We start from the raw sequence: 19,817 nt of genomic DNA, 5'->3' as shown, positions 1-19,817 counted from the left end.
CACTACTTCCGCTTCTTCGCCGCCTTCTTGGCCGGCTTGGCGCTCTTCTTCGCGGCCTTCTTCGGCGCGGCCTTGGCAGCCGGCTTGGCGCCCTTCTTCGCGGCCTTCTTCGGCGCGGCCTTGGCGGCGGGCTTCGCAGCCTTCTTGGCAGCCTTCTTCGGCGCGGCCTTCTTCGCCGGCTTGGCGGCCTTCTTGGCAGCCTTCTTCGGAGCGGCCTTGGCGGCGGGCTTCGCAGCGGCCTTTGGCGCGGGCTTCGCGGCGGCCTTCTTCGGCGCGGCCTTGGCAGCGGGCTTCGCGACGGGCTTCGCAGCGGCCTTCGGCGCGGGCTTGGCCGCCGCCTTGGGTGCCGGCTTCGCGACCGGCTTCGGGGCCGGCTTCGCCGCAACCTTCTTCTTTGCCTTCTTGCGAGGCTTCGCCGGGAGCGAACCCGGGGCCGGCTCGGGGATGCTCATCGGAGTCGGGGCCGGTGAACCGCCGTTGGACGATTCCATCCAGCCGCCCGACAACTCCCACGAACTCTCCGAATTATGGAACAGATCCATGCTGCGCTCCTGCGGGGTGTAGTGTGTGAAGAATCACGTGCAACGAACCGGAATTTCTGCGACACGTGCAGGTGTGCACGCGTCGACGCGCTATAATATGTCGCGTCCCTTCGTCGCTTGTGCAAGGTGTCCACGAGACCAGATGCGCGCACTCTGCTTGACCGCCACCGGCGGACCCGAAAACCTGGCGCTGCTCGAGCTCCCGTCACCCCCGCTGCGACACGCTGGCGAGGTGCGAATCGGGATCCGGGCGGTGGCCCTCAATCACCTGGATCTCTGGGTGGCGCGCGGGTTGCCGGGGATTCCGGTGCCGGACTTTCCGCACGTGGTGGGGTGTGACGGCGCTGGCGTCGTACTCGAAATTGGTGCGGCAGTCACGCACCTTGCCGTTGGTGATCGGGTGATGATCAATCCGGGGTGGGGCTGCGGCGAATGCGATGCGTGCCGCACCGGCGATGATGTCTTCTGTCGGCAGTTCGGCGTGCAGGGTGAGCATCGCAGCGGCAGTGCCGCCGAAGAAGTGGTCGTGCCGGGACGCGTCGTGATGCCGATCCGGGGCGAGTGGAGCTGGGCCGAGGCGGCGGCTTTCCCGCTCGCGACGCTCACCGCCTGGCGAATGCTGACCACCCGGGCGCGACTCGCCTCCGACGAGACGGTGCTGATCTGGGGCATCGGCGGCGGCGTGGCGCTCGCCGCGCTGCAGATCGCCCGGCACCTCGGCGCCCGCGTTGCCGTCACCTCGGGAAACCCCGACAAACTGGCGCGGGCCAAGGCTTTCGGGGCTGAGCTCCTCGTTGATCATCGCGAAAATGCCGATGTCGCGACCGCGGTGAAGGGACACTTTGGTCACGGCGCCGACGTCATTGTGGATTCGGTCGGCAGCGCGACCTGGGGGAAGTCGCTGCGGGCGCTGCGACCCGGCGGTCGCCTGGTCACCTGCGGAGCGACGGCGGGGCACGATGTCGCCCTCGACCTCCGCCGGCTCTTCTGGTTTCAGTGGTCGTTGCTCGGTTCCACGATGGGCACCCCCCGGGAGTTCGCCGAGGTCGTTGCCCTGGGTGAGCGCGGATTGTTGCGACCGGTGATTGATGCCGTACTCCCGCTCGCCGACGGGAGCGAGGCGTATCGACGCCTTGCTGCGGCAGAACATTTCGGCAAACTCGTGCTCGAGGTTTCCTCGTGAACCAGCTCAGTGAACGCCTGCAGGCCGGTGCCGACCAGCTCTGGCACGTCATTCCGGCGCTCCTCATCGCCGCACTCATCATGATCGCCGGCTATTTCGTGGCCCGGCAGATCGAGAAGTGGGTCGACGCGACCCTCAAGCGCCTCGACTTCAACCGGATGGCCGAAGCGGGGGGGTTCCGCGAAGTGGTGGATCGGACCGGCGCGCAGCTCGATCCGGTTCACGCGGTTGGCAAGCTGCTCTTCTGGCTGGTGATGCTGATCGTGATCCTGCTCGCGTCGGCCGCCCTCGGCCTCGAGAGCATCAACGAGATGTTCGGGATCATGATCTCCTTCATCCCGACGCTGATCAGCGCCATCGTGATCGTGATCCTCGGGATGGTGGTCGGCGAGTTCGTGCGAGGGCTGATTCTGGCATCGGCCGGTAACGTCGAGGGCGTGCCAACCCTCGCCAAGGTGGCCAAGGGCTCGGTGGTGGTGATCGCCATCTTCATGGCGCTGCAGCAGCTAGGAGTTGGAGAAGAGATCGTCACCGCGGCCTTCACACTGATCCTCGGTGCCGTGGCGCTCGCCGTGGGTCTCGCCTTCGGACTCGGCAACACCCATCTGGCCGGCGAAATCACGCGTCGGTGGTACGATCGCAACAGGGAGCGCCGCCGCAAGCCGGAGACGCTCCCTGATGAACAGACCGAGGAATCGAAGGAAGAACCGCTGCTCGACTAAGGTTTCGCCTTCGCCTGCTCCGGCACTGCGTAGCGGAGCAGGCGAATCCCGCCGGGAAATTCCTCTCCCATCAGGATGTGCGTGCTGGTCACGCCGAGTGCGCTGCCGCGGCTCGGCACCTTCACCACGACCCGCACCCCGCTGCTGTCGACCACCTGGAAGGTCCGCACCGAATCGAGCGCGACGGCACTCTTGAAGAGCCAGACGCGCTGATCGGGGGTCTGATAGGCGGCCTCAAACGGCGGCTTGATGGCGGTAAACGGCAGTCGCCGCGCGGCTTCCCGCTGATCTTCCGGGAAGCGCCGAATGAAAATCTGGCGATCCATCTCCTGAATCGGCAGGATCGGGTCCTGCATTGGCGGGCCGGTGAGCGGCTTGGTGGCATTCGGCCGGCGCCATTCGATCCGGTTCTGGAAGACGCGCGCGATCCAGAGCGTCCCGTCACGCCCCACTCCCCAGAGGTCCTGCCCGCCGAGGTTGCGTCGCTCGTAGCGCGGGCCGTTGGCGCCATCGACCGAAGCGAGGTCGGGGGGAGCCAGCCGTGCAATGGTATCGAAGCGGGTCAACTGGGCATCGGCACGCACCACCGCGGCGCTGTCCTTGAGGCCCACTCCATCGCGCTTCGCCTCGGGGGGTACTTCGAAATACCACTGACCCGCCGCATCTCGCGCCCGGGGGAAGGCCCCGTGCAGGGCATCGGGCACTGGCCACGCCTCGAGCCGCGCCGATCCGGGGAGCCAGGCGGTGAAGCGCCGCAGCCCCCAGTCGCCCACGATCACGGTGTCACCGATCCCGAGCAGCACCGAGGGGTGCGGCACCTCGACCGTGGTGATACCTGGAAAAGGCGTGACCGAATGGGCCGTGAAGTCGGCGATCCGGAGCTCGGCTTCCTCGGTCGCGAGGACCACCCACCGCTGGTCCGAGCGCGGGGCGGCGGCCGACAGATTGACCGCCGAGACGATAAGGGTGTCGGGAGTGGCGGCGACCGAGATGACAGGAGCCGGCGGGGGTGGCTCGCTGCAGGCCAGCGCGAGCACGACCAGGAGGAGCGGGAGTCGAGTACGCATGGGAAAGAAGATACCGCGCGATCGTGACGGGGACCCCCTCAAATCGATGACGGGGGGATGACAATCGCCCCCCGCCGCCCGCCCCGACCGGCCGAAAAGGCGCTTCGGACCGCCCCGAGTGAAGTCGGAGGCCCGCCGGACCGATAACCAACTCACCTGAATCCTCTCCTGGAGGGAGAACACGAGTGTTCGCGATCATTGGTCTGCTAGTCGTCATTGTCTCCGTCCTTGGCGGATTCGCCATGGCCGGCGGGCCAATGGCCGTGCTGCTGGCCTGGTCCGAATGGGTCGTGATCTGCGGAACGGCGATCGGAACCGTGCTGGTGTCGACGCCCCAGCCGGTCCTCAAGGCGCTGGTGAAGAAGCTCCCCGGAGTCTTCAAACCGAGCATCGTGACGCGGGAGTACTTTGTTGATGTCCTGAAGGCGCTGTTCGAGCTCTTCCAGGTCGCCCGCCGCGACGGCCTGATCGCGATCGAATCGCACATCGAGGAGCCCGAGAAGAGCAGCATCTTCAAGCGCTATCCGTCGCTGAGTGGCAACCATCACGCGGTGGAGTTTCTCTGCGATGCGTTGCGCACAGTGCTCGTGGGCAGCGTGCCGGCTCACGACCTCGAAGCGATGCTGGAAATGGAAATTGACGTACATCACGAAGCCGACCACCAGATGGTCGCGGCACTGACCCGGGTGGCCGATTCGCTCCCCGGCATCGGTATCGTCGCGGCGGTGCTCGGCATCGTGGTGACGATGCAGAGCATTGGCGGACCGATCGGCGAGATTGGTCATCACGTCGCCTCGGCGCTCGTGGGCACCTTCCTCGGCATCCTGCTCTCCTACGGCTTCATTGCGCCGATTGCCTCGAACCTCGAGGCACGCAACCAGGAAGAAGCCCAGCTCTACCTCGTTCTCAAGGCCGGCACCATCGCCTTCGCGAAGAACCTGCCGCCGATCGTGGCGGCCGAGTTCGCGCGCAAGGCGATCAGTGCAGACACCCGGCCGACGTTCCTCGAAATGGAAGCGGCGTGCAAGTCGACCCGCCTGGAGAAGGCGGCATGAAGACCGATCGTGAACAACCCATCATCATCATCCGGAAGATCGTGAAGAAGGGCGGCGGCCACCACGGCGGCGCGTGGAAGGTGGCGTTTGCCGACTTCATGACCGCGATGATGGCGCTCTTCCTGGTGCTCTGGCTGGTCACGCAGAGCTCCGAGATCCGCTCCTCGATCGCGGGCTATTTCCAGGATCCGCTCGGCCGCAGCAATGAGTCGGGCGCGTCGATGATTCCGGGTGAAGGGCAACCGATGACACCGACCCGGGCGCAGATCCAGGCCAAGCCGGCCGACGGTCGGCACGACGAGTTGCTGCAGCTGAGCCAGCAGATCAAGGAATCGCTGCCGGATTCGCTCGCGTCGGCGGGATTGAGTCAGCACGTGGTGATCGAGGTCACCGATGAGGGGCTGCGGATCTCGCTGCTCGAGGATTCGACCGATGTCTTCTTTGCGAGCGGCAGCGCGACGCTTTTCCCGAAGGCGCAGCAGCTCTTCACCTCGATCGGCACGGTGCTTGAGCGGGTGGGATATCCGGTCATCATCGAGGGCCACACCGACTCGCACCCTTTTGCTGCGGGCAAGGGCTACACCAACTGGGAGCTGAGTGCCGACCGCGCCAACTCCGCCCGGCGGGCGCTGATCCTCGGGGGATACGACGGCGAAAAAGTCACAGCCGTCCGCGGGCTGGCCGATCGTGAGCCGCGGATTCCGACAGATCCGTCGGCGCCGCAGAATCGTAGAGTGACCATTCTGGTGCAGGTGCCGAAGGTCGGCGAGATCCCCGCTGCCACCACCACGGCGCCGAAACCGGACAGCCAGGCGGCGGGGCGGAGGCCGGAGTGAACGCCGGCATCGTCCTGCTGGTGGGCGACAACGCAGCCGAACGCTCCGAACTTGGCATGATCCTGACCCGCCACGGCGGGTTCGTTGTGGTCGAGGTCGGCTCGGCCGACGAAGCGCGGCTCCGGGTCGGCGACCTCGCGCCCGAGGCTCTGGTCGCCAGCATGCTGGACATCGGGCCACTGGCGACGGCGCTGAGCGAGATGATCAACGGCGACCCGACCCTGCTCGGCATCCCGCTCGTCCTGCTCGCGGACAACCTTGACGCCGAGTCCCGGAAGCGGGCGTGGGGCCTCGGCGCCGCGGCCCTGCTCCAGAATCCGGTCGATGCCGGGGAGTTCTCCGGTTGCGTCCGCGCCGTGGTCGCTGCACATCGGACCCGATCGGAGCCTGCGTCTGGCGGGCGCTACGCGATGGAGAGTGTGCGCCAGGTTCAGGAACTGCTCGTCCATACGCTCGACTCGGCCGCCCCCGGTTCGGAGGAGCGAGGGAACGAAGTCGCCGCCGCGGCGCTGATCCTGGCACGGGAGTTCGGGGTTGAGGAGCACCTGCTCGAGGATATGGTGCTTGCCGCACGCCTGCACGAACTAGGGCGGATCGTTGCGCCGGGGCGCGGACGTCCGGGTGAGGGCGCTCCGACGGGGCGAACCCTGATGGCGTCGGCAGTGTTGCTGAGGCAAGTCGAGGTTTTCCGCGGCGCTGCGCATCTGGTAGAGGCGATGGGGGCCAACTGGGATGGTACCGGGACCCCCGCTGACCTCCAGCGTGGCCAGATCCCGCTCCGGGCCCGATTGCTCCGCGTGGTGGTGGATCTGCTCTCTGCGGTCCGGGAACACGCCCGGGAAGGGGATGCCTCGCTCGCCACGGCGGCGATGGCTCTGAGCATCCAGAGCGGCACTCGGTACGATCCGGCGGTCATTGCGGCACTGGATGTGCTTGTAGCGGCTGAGGAGAGCGGGACCCTGCGGCCGGAAGGGAGTCATGTTCAGGTTCCAGACCTGTGCGAGGGGATGATCCTGGCGGCCGATCTTCATACGGCATCGGGGGTCAAGCTGCTTTCGGCGGGGGCGGTCCTGACCAGCCAGAGCCTTCAACTGATCCGCCGGCGCGACGCCATTGACCCGATCGTGCACGGAGTCATCATTCTGTCCAGCGGGCGTTAGTCACCCTCTTCCTGGATTGTGTGCAGATGCTCAATCAACAGGAACTGCTCCGCGCCGCCCACCGCGCGAAGATGGCTGAGGTGATCGCCCGGGGCGTCGGCCACGACCTCCGCAATGCCGCCCAGATGGTCGGCATGGTGCACCAATCCCTGCAATACGATCCATCCTTTACGTCCGCGATGAGCGAGGGGCTCTCGAGCGCGCACTCCACCATCATGCGGCAGATCGGCGCCATGGAGTCGTTTGCGTCCCCTGGTTCTGGGCGGCCAGGGCCGGTCGCCCTCGCCGATGTCGTCGAGCCGGTGGTGGCGATCTTCGCGCGGCGGCGCACCGGGCCACGAGTGGAATTCGAGGTCAACGTGCCCCGCACGCTGCCGCCGATCCACGCGGTGGCAGCCGATCTCGCCGAAGCGCTTTTTGCGGTGCTGCTGAATTCGTTCGACGCGATGGCTGGCCGCGATACCGGGCGGATCGCGATCAGCGCCAGTGTGAGCGACGGCGTGGTATCGCTGATTGTCGAGGATGATGGTCCGGGAGTCGCGAGCGAGGTACAGCCGAAACTCTTCCACCCCTTCGCCGCGCGACGTGAAGGAGGGCATCACCTCGGCATCGGGCTCGCGGTTGCCCGACTGCTCGCCGAAGGGAATGGCGGCACGCTGGAGTATCAACCGACGGTTGCTGCCAGCGGCGCGCGCTTTGTGATGGCAACCCGGCGGTGGAAGTCTTCAGCCCGGCCGGTTGCCCCGAACTGAACGAAGCGGGACGCGCGCGGCCCACGCCGACGCGTCATTGCTGGCACGGGCCCGCTGATTTTCCGACGCCACCTGCACCACCAGTTCCTCACGCAGGATCCCGGTTTCCGTCGGTGCCTCGATTCCAAGCCGAACGCCACGACGATCGCTCGATAGCACCACCACACGGATGTTGCCGTCGATCACGATCGCCTCGCCTTCCTTTCGGCTCAGGACCAGCATGGCTCAGACCATCGTGAGCAAGGTCTGCATCAGGTCGTCGGCGACCTTGACGAGGCGCGATGCTGCCGCGAATGCCTGCTGGTGGACCATCAGGTCAACCATCTCCTCATCGGTCGACACGCCGGTCGCACTGGAGCGACGCGTCGCGGTGCCGTTGGCGAGTGCTTCCGAGGCATCTGATTCCTGGGTCGCATCGCGCACGATGCTGCCGACGCTCGAGACCAGCGACACGTAGAATTCACCGGCCGTGCTGCTGTTGAGCGAGGCAATCGGGGTGGTCCGCAAGCCGGCCAGCTGCAGCGCAACGGCGTTGTCACCGGAGGCGGCCGTGGTCCCGGCCACGATATTCGCAGCGTTGGCGGCGATCGGTGCAGCGAGGGCAAACGAATTCGCGGTGATGCCGGCCGGATCGAAGAAGTTGGTATTGGTCGCGCCGGCATTGGTGGTACCCGCGGCGTGGATGGCGTTGACGGAGGTTACCAGTGCCGACGTCAGGCGATCGAGTTCGGCGCGCACGCTCGGCAGCCCCTGCCCGGCGAGTTCGGAAAGTGCTGCGAGCGACCCGGCAATCGGTGTGAGGTTGCGGGTTTCGCCGACGACGCCAGCGAAGAGGCCGCCCCCGACCGGAGTACGAACATCCAGCGTCTGCTGCTGACTGCCATCGACGAGCAGCGTGTCACCGAACACCACACCCACCGAACCGTTGTCGTGCTCGATGACCCGCACCGAACCGTAGCCCGCGAGCTGATCGAGCAACTTGCCGCGCGCATCCTGCAGGTCCGGCGCGGTGCGATTGGGACCGCCCGCCACCACAATCTGCTGGTTGAGCGTCGCCACCTGCTGGGCGATCGAGTTGACCTGTGTCACGGTATCGCGGAAGGTGTCGACGACGGTCTGGTTGACCTCGTTGATCCGGCCGTCGATGGTGCCGATCTGCCGTACCAGCTGCTGGCCTGCCTGCTGGACTGCTGCGCGCGCCGAGAGTGAGGCAGGATCGTTGGCAAGGTCGGAGAACGAACTGAAGAAGGCATCGATCGATGCCGCGAGCCCGTTGTCCGATGGTTCGCCGAAGACCTGCTCTACGCGGCCCATCAGGTCTCGCAGCGTGTCGGCATGCTGGAAGACGCCGGTCTCGCGACGATACGACGCGTCGAGGAAGCGATTCCGTGTGGCGAAGATCCCTTCGTCGGTAACGCCGCGACCGATGGTGCCCTGAGGCGTCCGCAGTGGCGTCTCGGCTGTAAGGGCGATCCGCTGGCGGGTGTAACCGGGGGTCGTCGCGTTGGCGATGTTGTGGCCGGTCACATTCAGCGCGCTCTGCTGCGTCTGAAGCGCCGACTTGGCGATGCTGAGCAAGGAGCCCAGAGACATGGGTCAGGCCCTGGTGTTGAGAACGACACCACTCGGCGTCGGGCGTTCCTTCACGCCAGTGTGTTGACCGTACTCCGCGGGGCTGTCGGTGACCGAGGTGAAGAGCGTCTGGAGATAGGCATCGCCTGCCTTGAGGGCCCGCGCGAGAATTGCCTGGTTCAGGGCGAGTTCGCGCACCGCCATCTGCGCCTCGTTGCGCAACGTGAGCCGCGCGTTGGCGAGGTCGGGCACTTCGGCGGTCAACTCCTCGATCACCGCGTAGGTCGCCGGCTCACCGCCGGTGAGCAGCTGCATGATCTGTTCGCGGCGACGACGTGCCTGCTCGAGCGTCAGCACCGATCGCGACACAATCAGCGTGGCGGCATCGAGTGTGGCCGGGTCATCCTCGGAGACGCCTTCGCGCTGCCGGGCGAGGGCGTTGCGCAGATCGCTCAGGAGGCGCTCTTCGAGGGCCATCGCCGAGACGAGATCGGCACCGCTTACCATGGTCGAGGCGTCACTTAGTACCGACATCCAGCCTCCCTGCCGCAGACGGGGGATTCCCTGGCGCGGTCGTCGCGACGGGAAGATTCTTGCTCAACTGCCGGTACATCGCCTCAGCGAGGCCGCGGTTCGTCTGCCCTGCGGCGAGTCGCGAAATCTTGTCGTCGAGCATGGTGGTAAACATCTTCTCCGCCGACGAGGTCTCGATCGCCCCGCCCTCGGGCGACGCGTCGCGCATCGCCTGGAAGAGCTGGCCATAGAAGACCGACTCGAGCTCCGAGGCCGCGTGCCGGAGCTTCGCCTCCGGACTCCCTGGTGCCGGCCGCGGTGTTCCGCCGATGGGTGCGGTCACCGGATGACCACGGTCGCGGTCATCGCACCAGCCGCACGGAGCCCGTCGAACACCGCCGCGACGTCGGCGGGCGGCGTACCGAGTGCCTGCAACCCGACTGCCACGTCCCGCACCGTGGCACCCTTCGCGAGCGAGACCACGCCAGCCGACGGTACCGAGGTCGAATCACCGATCCGCACTGTGATTCCGTGCAGCGATACCACGGCCGGGCCCACGCGAGCGTCGCCACCGGCGACGATCATCCCGCTGCGAGCGTCGATGACGATTCGCGGCGAGTCGGACGCGGTCACCGAGAGGGTATCCACGGCCGCGAGGAACATCGGGAGACTATCGGCACCGCCGGCCGGGGCCTTGAGCAGCACCGAGCCCGGATCCTCGACTTTGGCCGCACCCGGGCCGTACTTCGCGTTGATCGCCATGGCGACCCGCGCGGCAAGGCCGAGATCGGGGGAGCGCAACACCAGGCGGGGATTCGCTGCGAGCGTAAGGGCCGGCAACGACGCCTCGAGAATGCCGCCATCGGTGATGCGGCCGCTCGACGCCCCCTTGTTGCTGTTGCCGCGATAGCCGCCCCGCCCGCTCCGCTCCTCGAGCTGGATCGGAATGGCGCCCTGTGCTGTCGCCAGCGGGGCGTCATCGGGATTGGCCACAAGCGGAGTCATCCAGAGCACCCCGCCACGCAATGAGGTCGCGTCGCCGAGCGAGGCGACCTGCACCTCGAAGCGGCCACCAGGCCTGAGGTAGGGCGAGATCTCGGCCGTCACGAGCACGGCAGCGACGTTGCGGAGACGCAGGCGGTCGCCGGGAACTTCGATGTTGAACCGGCGGAGCAGGTTGGTCACCGACTTGACCGTATGCACGGCGCCGTTGCTGTTGCCGAACGACTTGTCGCCGGTGCCGTCGAGGCCGACTACCAGACCATAGCCGACGACGCGCACGGGAACTTCGCCATCGCGTGAGGTGACATCGCCAATCCGCACCTGCGCCGAACTCGACGACGCGATGACGGCGAGTGCCAGCAGCACCCACACCAGGACGCGCCTCATGGCCAGAGCATCCCGAGGATCTTGCCGATGATTCCCGTCTTCGGTGAGATCTTCTTGCCCTTGTAGCTGATCGAGGCGTCGGCAATGCGCGACGACAGGATGGTGTTCCCCGCGCTCACATCCTCGGGTCGGACCAGCCCGGAAATGCTGACTTCCTGCTTGCGGCCATCGATGGCCAGGAGCTTGTGCCCTTCGATGTGCGCCACACCACTCGGGTCGATGGCGGTGACACGAACACTCAGCACGGTGGAGAGCCCGCCGCTGCGATTCGCCACGCCACCCTGATCGGAATGTGCTGCGTAGGAAATACCGAGCGACTTCAGGATCGATGGTGCCGATTCCATATCCCAGGCGCCGGACTGGTCTCGGGTGTTCCGTGCCGTGGTGGTGCTCTGTTCGGTGGCCGTGGCCTGTTCATCGACGATGAGCGCGAGAATGTCACCTACGTGGAGCGGGCGACGATCGGTCAGCCAGTTCGCGCGCATGCTCGCGCGTCGGGTCGTGGTATCGACTGCGGCCGTCGCGGCTCCCGCTGCCGGCGGCACCGCGGCCTGCTGTGCCGCTGCCGACATCACCGGGGCGATCGTCGCGAGTGCGAGCAATCGCATCATCTGCACCTTCATTGTCCTTTCTCCTCCAACCGTGCCGCATTCGGGCCGGTAACAGTTCCTGCCAGCCGGGAACTTCCGGCGCGCGCGTAGACTACTTCACCAAGTCGAGCGGCCGTCAATGCCACGGCTTCCACTTCGAGTGCCACCGCACCCCGATGCCACCGCAACGTCACGGCGTCTCCGGGCGCGATCATCTTCGGCGCCTGCAGCATCAGCCCTTGCAACGGCTCGCCTGCCCGCACGCTGCGCCGCACTTCCCATCCCACGATCGTGGTAGTAGTCGACTTCGGCGGCGCACCCCAGCGGATCCGCTGCTCGGTGACGATGTCGTCCGCCGAGACAAGGTGACCGGGTTCGAGCGCCCGGGCGGTGACCACCACCGAGTCGATCATCCCGGCATGCACGCGCACCGCGATCGGTGCAGCGCCGATCCGCTCTGCCACAATCACCAGCCAGCCATCACTACCCTCACCGGCGACGCGTACGGCCGTGGCGGAATCGAGGCGACTGCGCGAGGCGATGAGCCCCCATTCGAGCCGAAGCCGCTCGGCGCCTGTCTTCCAGCGTGCCGCGATGGCGGTACGCACGCGCACGGCAAAGGCCTCCGGCACGGTGGTATCGGCCGGAGTTCCTGCGGCGAGCACGCTCGCCGAGAGCAACAGTTCAGCGAATGAGATCACTGATCGAGGACATCATGTCCTCGGCCGCGCGAATCGCGCGGGAGTTGATTTCGTAGGCGCGCTGGGCCGCGATCATGTCGGTCATTTCCTGCACGACTTCGACATTGCTCGACTCGAGGGTGCCCTGCAGCAGGCGACCGAAGCCATCCTCCTGCGGCATCCCGGTAGTCGGCTGTCCCGAGGCGACGGTCTCGCCATAGAGGTTGCCGCCGAGCGAGAGCATGCCAGCCGGATTCACGAAGCGGGCGAGTTCGAGCTTCCCGACTTCGACCGACTGGGCGTTCTTGCCGCTGGTTACCGACACGCTGCCGGATTCGGAGATGGTGATGTTGGTCGCGTCGGGCGGGATCACGATGTTCGGGACCAGCGCCGCACCGGAATTCGTCACCAGCTGGCCGCTATCGGAAAGCGTGAACGAACCATCGCGAGTATAGCCGATGTCGCCCGACGGCAGCTGGACCTGAAAGAAGCCCTCACCTTCGATGGCGAGATCGAGCGGCCGTCCGGTCTGCTCCGGTCCGCCCTGCCCGTGGATCCGGGTCACCGCGGCGAGTCGCACGCCATGGCCGATCTGCATCGGACCCACGGTGGCATCGCCTGCCGTGGTGCGCGGCCCCTGGACGGTCTCGTAGAGAACGTCCTCGAAGTTCGCCCGGCTGCGCTTGAAGCCGGTGGTGTTGACGTTGGCCAGGTTGTTGGCGATCACGTCGACCATCTTCTGCTGCGCGATCATGCCGCTGGCGGAGGTACGGAGTCCTGGATTCATTGCCTGTTCCTGGTTCGGAGAATGCGCCGGCTCAGACGCGGCCGATGTCGTTGGTCACAGTACCCATCACGCCATCCATCGTCTTGAGCACGTCGAGGTTTGACGCGTACGCGCGCTGGATCATGATCAGGTCGACGGTGCCGAGCAGCGGATCGACGTTGGCGTCCTCGAGCGCACCCTGCGCAACCGTGACGCCGCTGGCGGACTGGGTCGCTGCGCCGGCGATGAATCGTCCCGCCCCTTCCTTCGTGAGCGTCGAGGGATCGGCCACGGTCTCGAGGCGGAGCTGCCCGACATCCTTGCCGTCGACCGACACGGTGCCATCGGTGCTGATTTCGACGTGCCGACCGCTCACATTGATCGGGCCGCCGGTGCCAAGAATCGGGTCGCCGTGATTGTCGACGAGGGTGCCATCGTTGCCGATGCCAAGCGAGCCGCCCCGGGTAAGCCGCTCACCTTGCGGGGTCTGCACCACCAGAAAACCGTCGCCCTTCAGGGCGAGGTCGAACGGGCGGCCGGTATCGCGGAGCGTGCCCTGCCGCAGATCGATCGACTGCACCGGCACCGGATGCGGATCGCCTGCAGCCTGGCGGGCCGTGATGCGATCGCCCTTGAAGCCGGCGGTGCTCACGTTCGCGAGGTTGTTCGCCGTCGTTTCCTGGAGCCGCGTGTAGTACGACAGCGTCCGGGCGGTGTTGATGATGCTGCGGAGCGGCATCGGGACTCCTGCTAGGGACAACAGGAGGAAAGGCAAGCCGTGTGCCGTATCGGGAGGAGTTGTAACTCGTTGCTATTAAACGACTTGCAATATCGTTCCCGGGCCGGTTCCGGAGGGCGGCAGAAGGGACCGGCAATCCTTTCCTCAGGTCGGCAGAGTCAGTGCGGACCAACCAGTGAACGGACGGCATCCTGGCAGAGCCGGATCTCTCTCGCGATGGCCGCGATCGACGCGCCATCGGCCGCCAGACGCTCGGCCTCGCGCACCCGGTCGGCGTTGGTCCGGAGCGGCTTCCGACTGGTCGCCATGACCAGCTGTTCACTCGGCTTGATCTTCACTGCCGGCAGCTCGATCCGGATGGCGCGTGGTCGACGAACTCGACGCACTCGCCAGACGCGAATCAGGACCACGATGCCGACCAGCGCCACCAGCGTGAAGACAAATCCCACGACTTCGGCACTGGTGGGCTGCGACCCGCCGGTGACGATATCACCGAGCCGCTGAATCGCGATGCGGGCTCCGATGCTGAACGTCATGCGGCCGCCTCCGCCGTCATGTACTCGCGCAGTGTCCGCAACGCGGCGGTCCGCACCTGTGAAATCCGCGATTCCGTGACGTGCAGCACCTCGGCGATCTGCCGCAGGGTGAGTTCCTCGTAGTAGTAGAGTGCGAGCACGGTGCGCTGCTGCTCCGGCAAGGAAGCGATCGCCTCGCGCACCAGGGTGCGACGCTCATCGCGTGCGATGCCGGCATCGGGCGCCGGGGAGTTGTCGTCGGCGAGCAGTTCGGCGAGCGACGGTCGCCCGCCTTCGCCGCCCGCTGGGGCGGTGTCGAGCGCCACGGTCACACCGGTCTCGGCGTCATTCCGCCAGCGCCAGTAGGTCGCCAGATCGATCTGCAGTTCGTGCGCGACCTCTTCCGGCCGCGGGCGCCGACCGAGTTTCCGCTCAAGCGCGGTCGTCGCGGTGGAGACCTGACGCCCCTTGGTGCGCACCGATCGGGGCCGCCAATCGGCCGCACGAAGCTCATCGAGGATGGAGCCGCGGATCCGCTGGGTCGCGAAGGTCGCAAAGGCGAAGCCGCGCTCCGGATCGAAGGCTTCCAGCGCCTGCACCAGCCCGAGCGTTCCTGCCCCGACCATATCCTCGTACGCAAGCGCGTCACCCACTCGTGCGGCAATCTGCCGCGCCGTGTGATGCACCAGCCCCAGGTGTTGGGTCAGCAGTTCGGCGCGCGCGTCGGCGTCGCCGTGTTTCCGATATCGTTGCCAGAGTACTTCGGTTGCGGGTGCCATGATTCATTTCCCTTCAGGCGTCAGGCGCCGACCGCTCATCGCGGACAGGCAGCGGGAGGTCGAGGCGCGTTGTTGCGATTCGGTGGAGCTCGCTCAGGGCGATGCCCGCCGAAGCGGGGCTCAGGAGCCGACGAGGGTCGCGGGCAATCGCCCGCATCTCGTCGTCTTCGGGAATGGCGCCAAGGTAGGACACGTTGCGGCCGAGGAAGCGGGCCGATGCGGCGGCCAGCCGATCGAATGCGGCAGGACCCTCACTCGGATCGAGCGTCCGGTTCACCATCACATCCACAGGCAGCGAGGGGAGCTGACCGTGCACAATCTTGAGCAGCGCATAGGCGTCCGTGAGCGCGGTTGCCTCCGGCATCGTGACCAGCACGAGCCGCGCGGCGCGCAACGAGGCGCAGCGCACCGCGCTGTCGTACCCCGCCCCGGCATCAATGATTACTACGTCGTAGTCTGCAAACAGGCCACTCACCTGGCGCTGCAACCGGGCCCGATCGGTGGCGCCCAGCCCGTGCAGTGCTTCGGCCCCCGACTCTGCCGGGAGGAGCCAGAGGTTCTCCCGGATCGGGACCACAATCTCGGCGGGATCGACGCCGTCACGGACCACGGCGGTGAGGGTGACCGGGGGATGCACCCCCAGCAAGACGTGCAGGTTGCCGAGATTCTGTTCACCATCGACGAGCAGCACGCGGCGGCCAGCGGAGGCGAGCGAAGCGGCGAAGGTCACGGCGGTGAGCGACTTGCCGACGCCCCCCTTCCCGCTGCCGATCACGATGGCAGGAGTGGTCGCAACCGGCTGCGGGCGCGCGCCGGCGCGGAAGCGCTCGCGAAGTCCCGCCGCCTGATCGTTCACGCCGCACTCCGATGGTGATCACGGCGCTCGCGCGCGCCGGCGATGCGATCCGCCGCGTCGCGGAGATCCTGGGGCACGTGCTGTCCGTCGGTGAACCAGCGCATCGGCCGGCCATCCGCCACGGCGATGTCGAAGAGCCGCGCGTCCTCGGGGCACTCGTCGAGCTTGGTCGCCAGCAGGTGCGTCACGTGGTACGAGCGGAAACCATCCATGACCCGGCGCGTCATCGCCGGCATATGCCCGGCAGGAAGTGCGAGGTGTACTTCATTCGGCGCGAGGGCCGAGACCCATCGTCCGACCAGCGCGGTGTCATCGAGCTGGCGAGGGCCGCGGCCCGGGGTATCGACGAGCACGACTTCGCAGTCGGCAAGTCGCGACAGCGCGCGCTGCAGTTCGCCTTCGGCATAGACCACTTCGATCGGCAACGACGCCAGCTCGGCGTAGGTCGACAGTTGCTCGACCGCGCCGACGCGGAAGGTATCGAGCCCGAGCAGGCCGACCTTGCGGCCGCCGAAGGCGAGCGGGTTGGTCGCCAGTTTCGCGATCGTGGTCGTCTTGCCGGCACCGGTCGGTCCCACCACCGCGATGACGCGGCCGGGACGCGGAGACTCCGGGGGGCGCACTGCGACGGCCTTCCGGGGTGCCGGCGTGAGTTCGGCCGCGAGCGTGCGGCCGAAGTCGGCAAAGTCGGGCTGCGCCAGTGTGGCCAGCGCCGCACTCGAGGCAATCAGTTCGAACGCGCCGTTGCGCGATCGCACCTGCAGCACCTGCGCGTCGGGGCCGAGTGCCTCGCGCGCCTGCAACAGCAGCGCGGGCACCGAGGCGCCGGTGAAAATTTCAAGAGACACGTGGCAGCTCCCACATCGCGAGACTCTGGACCGGCATCTGCGGCGGCAATTCACCGAGCGAGATCACCGGCAGTTCGGGAAGAATCGGTTCCACCAGGCGGCGCACACCGACACGCAGTGCCGGCGGCGTGATCAGCGGTCGCGTCCGGCCATCACGCCGCGCCGCGGTGGTCAGTTCGTTGAGGGCCCGCAGCAAGCCCGTCAGCTGATCGGGTTCGAGTGCCGGGCCGCCTTCGCGCACCGGCCGAGGCGTCAGCAACTGCATCAGTGCGGCCTCGAGGCGCGGGCCCACGGTGATGCCGCGGACACAGCCATCCGGATCGGCGAAGATCTGGGCGACCACCGTGGCCAGCGAGCGGCGCACGTGCTCGGTCAGGACCTCGGCATCCTTGGTAAGTTCGGCCGCATCAGAGAGCGTCTCGAGGATGGTGACGAGGTCTCGCACCGGGAGGCCTTCACGCAGCAGCCGCTGCAACACCCGGTGCAGCGTGCCGAGCGAGAGCTTGTTCGGAATGAGGTCGTCCACCAGTGCCGGATGGATCTCGCGAATGCCATCGACCAGCTCGCGCACGTCCTGGCGCGAGAGGAGGTCGCCGGCGTGGCGGCGAATCGTCTCCATCAGGTGGGTCGAGAGCACGGTCGGCGCCTCGACTACGCTGTAGCCGGCGGCTTCGGCCTCGATGCTCCGATCGGGGGTGATCCAGAGCGCGGCCATCCCGAAAGTCGGGTCGGTCGTGCGGATCCCTTCGACCGGCATCGCCGTGCCCGTAGTGTCGAGCGCGAGCATGTAGCGCGGCATCACTTCACCACCAGCCACCCGGACGCCGCGCAGCTTGATGGCATACTCGGTGGGTGAGAGCTGGATGTTGTCGCGGATCCGCGCGGGCGGCACGATGATGCCCAGTTCCACCGCGACCTGGCGGCGCATGATACCGATGCGCTGCAGCAGATCGCCGGCCTGCGCTTCGTTGACGAGCGGCACCAGGGCGTAGCCGAGCTCGACCTCGAGCGGTTCGACCTGGAGCAACTCCTTCATCTGTGCCGCTGGTGCGGCGGCGGTCGCCGCGGCAGCGCCGCTCTTGGCAGTCTGCGCTTCGGGCAGCGTCGAGACCTTGACCCGGTTGCGCCACGCGAGGGTACCGGCGACACCAGCGAGCGTGAGAAACGGCAGCGCCGGCAGCCCCGGCAGAATTGCGAGACCCGCAAGGATGACCGCGGCCATCCCCATGGCGCGCGGCTGGTGCATCACCTGCGCCGCAACCACCGAACCGATCCCGGTGCTGGAGTTGCCGTACGTCATGATGATGCCGGCGGCGGTGCTCACGATGAGCGCCGGGATCTGCGTCACCAGGCCATCACCGATGGTGAGCGAGGTGTAGGTCGCCAGCGACTCGCTCGCGCTCAGGCCCTGTTGCGCCATTCCGATGATGAAGCCGCCGACCAGATTGACGGCCGTGATCACGAGCCCCGCCACGGCATCGCCGCGGACGAACTTGGCCGAACCGTCCATCGAGCCGTAGAAGTCGGCGTAGCGGGCGACTTCCTGGCGGCGACGACGTGCCTCGTTCTCGTCGATGAGCCCGGCGCCGAGGTCGGCGTCGATCGCCATCTGCTTGCCCGGCATCGCGTCGAGGGTGAAACGCGCCGCGACTTCGGCGATGCGTCCGGCACCCTTGGTGATCACCATGAAGTTGATGACGACCAGAATCAGGAAGATCACGAGCCCGACGACGAAGTTTCCGCCGATGAGGAAGTGACCGAACGCGTTGATCACTTCGCCGGCGTAGCCACGCCCGAGGATGAGTCGCGTCGTGCTGACGTTGAGGCCGAGCCGCAGCAGGGTGAGGAGCAGCAGGACGCTCGGGAACGACGAGAACTCGATCGGGTCGCCAGTACCCAGCGTCACCAGCAGCACAAGAATCGAGAGTGCAATACTCAGCGCGAGCAGCCCGTCGAGCACGATCGGCGGCAGCGGCACCACCAGCAGGCCGACGATGATGACGACACCGATGGCAAGCCAGGTCTCGGCGCCCGCGATGAAACCGCGGCGCACCGAGCGCGGCGCATTGGAATTGCCCGGGGCGGCCGGAGCGGCCCCGACGCGCGGGGCACCCGCGCCGGCAATCCCCGTGGCGGACGTGGCACCGATGGCGGTCACGCGCTCCTCCCGCGATCAAGGCCGTGGGGCAGCTTCGCCCGCATCCGGTAGACAAAGGCAAGGACTTCGGCGACGGCGGCATAGAGTGCCGGCGGAATCGGCTTGCCCACTTCGGCGCCAGCGATGAGTGCGCGGGCCACCGGAATGTTCTGGACGATCGGTACGTTTGCGGCCTTGGCGAGCTCACGAATCCGCTCGGCCAGCTTGCGACGACCCATGGCGAGCACGATCGGGGCAGAGGACGAGGCGCCGTCGTACTTGATGGCGACAGCGATGTTGGTCGGGTTGACCACCACCACGTCGGCTTCCTTGACGCGTCCCATCATCCGCTTGCGCGAGAGCGCCTGCGCAATGCCGCGCATCCGGCTCTTGATCTGCGGGTCGCCCTCGCTCTCGCGATGCTCCTGGATCACTTCCTGGCGCGTCATCTTCAGCTGCTTGCCGTGCTGGTAGATCGCGAAGCCATAGTCCGCGCCCGACAAGGCGAGGAAGCCGAGGCCGGCGAAGAGCACCAGACGCGTGGTCACCGACCGTGCCACCTGGAGCACGGCAGGTGCCTCGGCGCCGGAGAGCCCGGTGATCATCGGCCACGCCGAGGTCAGTGCCATCCAGGTGATCGAAGCGAGAATGACCAGCTTGGCAATCGCCTTGAAGAGCGTGAAGAGCGACTGCACGCTGAGCAGGCGGCCGAGCCCCTTCATCGGCGAGACGCGCGAGAAGTCGGGCGCAAGCGGCTTGAGCGAGAGCACGCCGCGTCCCTGGATCGCGTTGATCACCAGCGCCGGGATGGCGATCGCGGCGAAGAACGGCAGCACGGCGAACATCGTCGCGCGCGTCACGTCGCGAATCAGCGTAGTGGCACCGGCTTCGGTGAACGGTTCGGCCGAAAGCCACGAGGTCGAGTAGCGCAGGACACCCGTGACACCATTGCCGATCGAGCTGCCGGCGAAGGCCGCGAGGGCCGCCGCGCCGGAAAGCACGATGATCGCGGCCGAGAGCTCCTGGCTGCGTGGGACCTGACCATCATCGTGCGCCTGATCGAGGCGCCGTGCGGTCGGGAGTTCAGTCTTTTCCTGTCCCTGTTCTTCAGCCATG

The 19,817-nt window shown here is 67.0% G+C and carries 23 protein-coding genes; 6 read left to right on the top strand and 17 right to left on the bottom strand.

What is annotated here, in order from left to right; translation table 11 throughout:
- Positions 1-2: 2 nt before the first annotated feature.
- A complete protein-coding gene (locus tag V4558_07825; GenBank protein MES2305400.1) occupies positions 3-542 on the bottom strand; it encodes a hypothetical protein in 540 nt (179 codons plus the stop codon).
- A 142-nt stretch (positions 543-684) separates the two neighbouring features.
- Between V4558_07825 and V4558_07820 the strand changes: the two genes are divergently transcribed.
- Together V4558_07820 and V4558_07815 are read left to right on the top strand one after the other, a co-directional pair.
- A complete protein-coding gene (locus tag V4558_07820) occupies positions 685-1,725 on the top strand; it encodes a zinc-binding dehydrogenase (GenBank protein MES2305399.1) in 1,041 nt (346 codons plus the stop codon).
- Positions 1,722-2,447, top strand: a complete 726-nt coding sequence (locus V4558_07815) for a hypothetical protein (protein ID MES2305398.1) — start codon at positions 1,722-1,724, stop codon at positions 2,445-2,447. The genes V4558_07820 and V4558_07815 overlap by 4 nt, the downstream gene beginning before the upstream one ends.
- On the opposite strand, the gene V4558_07810 is transcribed toward V4558_07815, so the two are convergent.
- The gene (locus tag V4558_07810) at positions 2,444-3,514 is read right to left on the bottom strand and encodes a hypothetical protein (protein ID MES2305397.1); all 1,071 of its coding nucleotides are present in this window, start codon (positions 3,512-3,514) and stop codon (positions 2,444-2,446) included. The two genes, V4558_07815 and V4558_07810, sit on opposite strands and share 4 nt — an antisense overlap.
- A gap of 185 nt (positions 3,515-3,699) precedes the next feature.
- Between V4558_07810 and motA the strand changes: the two genes are divergently transcribed.
- Genes motA through V4558_07790 form a run of 4 tightly spaced genes read left to right on the top strand, consistent with a single transcriptional unit; the run spans position 3,700 to position 7,317 of the window.
- Complete coding sequence (gene motA / locus V4558_07805) at positions 3,700-4,569, top strand: flagellar motor stator protein MotA (protein ID MES2305396.1); 870 nt, start codon at positions 3,700-3,702, stop codon at positions 4,567-4,569.
- Positions 4,566-5,405, top strand: a complete 840-nt coding sequence (locus tag V4558_07800) for a flagellar motor protein MotB (GenBank protein ID MES2305395.1) — start codon at positions 4,566-4,568, stop codon at positions 5,403-5,405. Before motA ends, V4558_07800 begins: the two co-directional genes overlap by 4 nt.
- Positions 5,402-6,565, top strand: a complete 1,164-nt coding sequence (locus V4558_07795; GenBank protein ID MES2305394.1) for an HD domain-containing phosphohydrolase — start codon at positions 5,402-5,404, stop codon at positions 6,563-6,565. Before V4558_07800 ends, V4558_07795 begins: the two co-directional genes overlap by 4 nt.
- A 26-nt stretch (positions 6,566-6,591) precedes the next feature.
- On the top strand, positions 6,592-7,317 hold the full coding sequence (locus tag V4558_07790) for an ATP-binding protein (protein ID MES2305393.1): 726 nt from the start codon (positions 6,592-6,594) through the stop codon (positions 7,315-7,317).
- Here V4558_07790 and csrA read toward each other — a convergent pair.
- The 15 genes from csrA to V4558_07715 all read right to left on the bottom strand — a co-directional run bounded on the left by csrA (position 7,291) and on the right by V4558_07715 (position 19,816).
- Positions 7,291-7,539: a carbon storage regulator CsrA gene (csrA, locus tag V4558_07785; protein ID MES2305392.1), complete on the bottom strand. Its 249-nt coding sequence runs from the start codon at positions 7,537-7,539 to the stop codon at positions 7,291-7,293. The genes V4558_07790 and csrA overlap by 27 nt on opposite strands.
- Positions 7,540-7,542: 3 nt before the next feature.
- Positions 7,543-8,910, bottom strand: a complete 1,368-nt coding sequence (gene flgK / locus V4558_07780; GenBank protein ID MES2305391.1) for a flagellar hook-associated protein FlgK — start codon at positions 8,908-8,910, stop codon at positions 7,543-7,545.
- 3 nt (positions 8,911-8,913) lie between these two features.
- A complete protein-coding gene (locus V4558_07775) occupies positions 8,914-9,423 on the bottom strand; it encodes a hypothetical protein (protein ID MES2305390.1) in 510 nt (169 codons plus the stop codon).
- The gene (locus tag V4558_07770) at positions 9,407-9,745 is read right to left on the bottom strand and encodes a rod-binding protein (protein MES2305389.1); all 339 of its coding nucleotides are present in this window, start codon (positions 9,743-9,745) and stop codon (positions 9,407-9,409) included. Before V4558_07770 ends, V4558_07775 begins: the two co-directional genes overlap by 17 nt.
- Positions 9,742-10,791: a flagellar basal body P-ring protein FlgI gene (locus V4558_07765; protein ID MES2305388.1), complete on the bottom strand. Its 1,050-nt coding sequence runs from the start codon at positions 10,789-10,791 to the stop codon at positions 9,742-9,744. The genes V4558_07770 and V4558_07765 overlap by 4 nt, the downstream gene beginning before the upstream one ends.
- Entirely contained in the window at positions 10,788-11,414 is a 627-nt protein-coding gene (locus tag V4558_07760) for a flagellar basal body L-ring protein FlgH (GenBank protein MES2305387.1), read from the bottom strand. Before V4558_07760 ends, V4558_07765 begins: the two co-directional genes overlap by 4 nt.
- Positions 11,411-12,082 carry a flagellar basal body P-ring formation chaperone FlgA gene (gene flgA, locus V4558_07755; protein ID MES2305386.1) on the bottom strand — a complete coding sequence of 224 codons (672 nt, stop codon included), beginning with the start codon at positions 12,080-12,082 and terminating at the stop codon, positions 11,411-11,413. Before flgA ends, V4558_07760 begins: the two co-directional genes overlap by 4 nt.
- Positions 12,066-12,848, bottom strand: coding sequence for a flagellar basal-body rod protein FlgG (gene flgG, locus V4558_07750; protein MES2305385.1), 783 nt, complete (start codon positions 12,846-12,848; stop codon positions 12,066-12,068). The genes flgA and flgG overlap by 17 nt, the downstream gene beginning before the upstream one ends.
- Positions 12,849-12,879: 31 nt before the next feature.
- Positions 12,880-13,566, bottom strand: coding sequence for a flagellar hook basal-body protein (locus tag V4558_07745; protein ID MES2305384.1), 687 nt, complete (start codon positions 13,564-13,566; stop codon positions 12,880-12,882).
- A 158-nt stretch (positions 13,567-13,724) separates the two neighbouring features.
- Positions 13,725-14,102, bottom strand: a complete 378-nt coding sequence (locus V4558_07740; GenBank protein MES2305383.1) for a hypothetical protein — start codon at positions 14,100-14,102, stop codon at positions 13,725-13,727.
- On the bottom strand, positions 14,099-14,860 hold the full coding sequence (locus V4558_07735) for a FliA/WhiG family RNA polymerase sigma factor (GenBank protein ID MES2305382.1): 762 nt from the start codon (positions 14,858-14,860) through the stop codon (positions 14,099-14,101). The genes V4558_07740 and V4558_07735 overlap by 4 nt, the downstream gene beginning before the upstream one ends.
- A 13-nt stretch (positions 14,861-14,873) precedes the next feature.
- A complete protein-coding gene (locus tag V4558_07730) occupies positions 14,874-15,716 on the bottom strand; it encodes an AAA family ATPase (protein ID MES2305381.1) in 843 nt (280 codons plus the stop codon).
- Positions 15,713-16,564, bottom strand: a complete 852-nt coding sequence (locus V4558_07725) for a hypothetical protein (GenBank protein MES2305380.1) — start codon at positions 16,562-16,564, stop codon at positions 15,713-15,715. Before V4558_07725 ends, V4558_07730 begins: the two co-directional genes overlap by 4 nt.
- Positions 16,554-18,722, bottom strand: a complete 2,169-nt coding sequence (flhA, locus tag V4558_07720; protein MES2305379.1) for a flagellar biosynthesis protein FlhA — start codon at positions 18,720-18,722, stop codon at positions 16,554-16,556. The genes V4558_07725 and flhA overlap by 11 nt, the downstream gene beginning before the upstream one ends.
- Entirely contained in the window at positions 18,719-19,816 is a 1,098-nt protein-coding gene (locus V4558_07715) for an EscU/YscU/HrcU family type III secretion system export apparatus switch protein (GenBank protein MES2305378.1), read from the bottom strand. Before V4558_07715 ends, flhA begins: the two co-directional genes overlap by 4 nt.
- Position 19,817 lies beyond the last annotated feature (1 nt).

The organism is Gemmatimonadota bacterium, assembly GCA_040388535.1.
In the GTDB taxonomy this organism is placed as follows: Bacteria; Gemmatimonadota; Gemmatimonadetes; order Gemmatimonadales; family GWC2-71-9; genus Palsa-1233.
The sequence above is the reverse complement of the archived record's forward strand: the minus strand, read 5'-3'. Positions and strand labels throughout refer to the sequence as shown.